The following is a 2,295-nucleotide window of genomic DNA, read 5'->3' on the forward strand; positions in this document are numbered from 1 at the left end:
AGGACTTGGGGTTGAGCAGGTTGCCGTCCGTGTTCGTCAGCAGCCCGAGCGTGTACTCCTGCGTCCAGCTCCCGCTCGCCGAGAAGATGACGGCGTATTTGGTCCCCAGCCGCAGGGGCTGTGGCGCCTCGTTGAGCGCCATGCCGCGCGCCTCCCAGTCGAACGTGGGCTTCGAGATCAACACGCGGTCCCCGCTGATCGTCCACGGGTTGCTCATCGCCGCGATGTAGAGGTTCTGTTCCCGCCCCTCCGGGTCCTCCACCGCCCAGCCGGACCAGATGAAGTACAGGCTCCCGTCATCCTTCTGGATGACCGCTCCGTCGATGGCCCACGCGTCCGTCGTCGGCCGGAGCTGCCCCTTGAACACATACTTGCCCTTTTCCTGTGGATCCAACGACGAGGACTCGATCGCGAACATGCGATGTCTGGCGTTGTTGTCCTGGTCCGCGGCCGTGTAATAGATGTACCAGCGACCATTGATGAGCTGGAGCTCGGGCGCCCAGATGTGTTGGTTGTAGGAGGGCACGGGTTGACCCCCAGGGGTGGTATCCGGCCACACCTGCTCATCCTGCACGCTCCCAAACCCTGTCAGCGTGGCCGACTTCCTGACGAAGATGCCCGAGCCATTGGTGGCCACGTGGTAGTAATAACCGTTGTACCGGACGATCGACGGATCAGCCGCCGTCTCGCCGAGGATGGGATTGGTGAACGTCTGCGCGCTCGTCGCGGTGCTCACGAGCAACACGGCCATCCATAACAGTGATTTCGACACGGGTCTGACCTCGGGGTGGAGCGGTAGGGGGCCCTTCGACTCGGGACCATAGTCCGATCTGATTCAAGTTATCCATGGATTCCAGGCTAAATCCGTATGGCCACCGACTTCGTCGACTGGCGGTTGATTTGGATGCACGAGCCCGGAGTCCTGCCCGGGCGCATGGCTAGAGTGGAGGCATGGTCCGCGTCGAGGAACTCAAATCCCGGGTGCGCGAAGCGGGCGGGCCCGAGCTGCTCGAACGGCTGGAGCGGCTCGACGCCGAGCGGGCCCGTCCTCCGGTGGAAGCGCCGTGGGTGCGAGCCCCGGAGTGGGGCGCCCACGTGGACTTCGACGTGGTGCTCGCGGGCGGTGGCCTCTCGCTGCTGTTCGCGCCCGTGTTGGCCGACCTCGGCCTGAAGGTCGGCGTCTTCGAGCGTGGCCGGGCCGCGGTGGTGCATCGCGAGTGGAACATCAGCCGCTCCGAGCTCTGGCCGCTGACGGCCAGTGGCCTCTTCCAACTGGACGAGGTGGAGTCGCTCATCGTCGCCCGCTACGAGCACGGCGTGTGCCGCTGGCACGGGGGAGGGGAGTACCCGGTCCGGGGCGCGCTCGACCATGCGCTCGACGCGGGGCGGCTGCTCGCGGAGGTCCGCCGCCGTGCCGAGCAGCGGGGCGTCTCCTTCCATGACGAGCACACGCTGACGGGGCTGGGCGAGGGCCCCGACGCGGTGCGCCTGCGGTTCGAGCGTCCCGGGGGCGGACGGGCCGAGGTGACCGCGCGCCTGGTGCTCGATGCGCGCGGAGTCTCCAGCCCCTACGCGACGGCGGATCTCCTCTGCCCCACGGTGGGCGGGGTGCTGTCGGGGCTGCGGGAGGGCACCGCGCCCGACGAGCTCAATCCCCGGGTGGGCGACATCCTGGTGACCACCGAGGGCGTGGAGGAGGGGCGCCAGCACATCTGGGAGGGGTTTCCCGGGCGCCCGGGCGAGGCGACGGTCTACCTCTTCTATTACGCGCCAGCGCGCGAGGTCCGTGGCGAGCACGCGCTGCTGCGGTTGTATGGGCGCTTCTTCGAGAGGCTCGGGCGGTACAAGCGAGGCGAGCCGCGCCTGCTGCGGCCGACGTTCGGGTACATCCCGGGCTGGTCGCGCCTGGTGCCGCCGCCTCGGGCGCCGGGGCGGCGGGTGGTGCTGGTGGGGGACGCGGCCGCGCGCCATTCGCCGCTCACCTACTGTGGCTTCGGCGCGATGGTGCGCTCGTTTCATCCGGGAGCGAGGGCCATCGCCGCCGCGCTCCAGGACGGCGGCGTGCCCACGGGCCCGGTGGTTCACGACACCCCACTGCACGCGGTGACGGGGCTGCTGGCGCTCTTCATGGCCCAGCCTCCGCGCGAGCCCGAGCGCCGGGGCGAGGTGAACGCGTTGCTCGACACCGCCTTCGCCGCCCTCCACGACATGGGCAACGATTCCTACGCCGCGCTCATCAAGGACCAGATGAGGGGGACCGACTTCCTGCGGTTCCTCCAGCTCATCGCGCGGCGG

At 68.9% G+C, this 2,295-nt stretch carries 2 protein-coding genes; one reads left to right on the forward strand and one right to left on the reverse strand.

Annotation, left to right across the window (positions count from 1 at the left end; all coding sequences use genetic code 11):
* Positions 1-751 (reverse strand): glycoside hydrolase family 43 protein (locus VF794_RS23770; RefSeq protein WP_331114132.1); only part of this gene is annotated, 751 nt, incomplete at its 3' end.
* A 200-nt stretch (positions 752-951) separates the two neighbouring features.
* On the opposite strand from VF794_RS23770, the gene VF794_RS23775 reads away from it, so the two are divergent.
* Positions 952-2,295, forward strand: a 1,344-nt coding sequence (locus VF794_RS23775; RefSeq protein WP_331114134.1) for a lycopene cyclase, incomplete at its 3' end; no start/stop codon positions are given.

It is taken from the genome of Archangium sp. (assembly GCF_036389735.1).
Classification (GTDB): domain Bacteria; phylum Myxococcota; class Myxococcia; order Myxococcales; family Myxococcaceae; genus Archangium.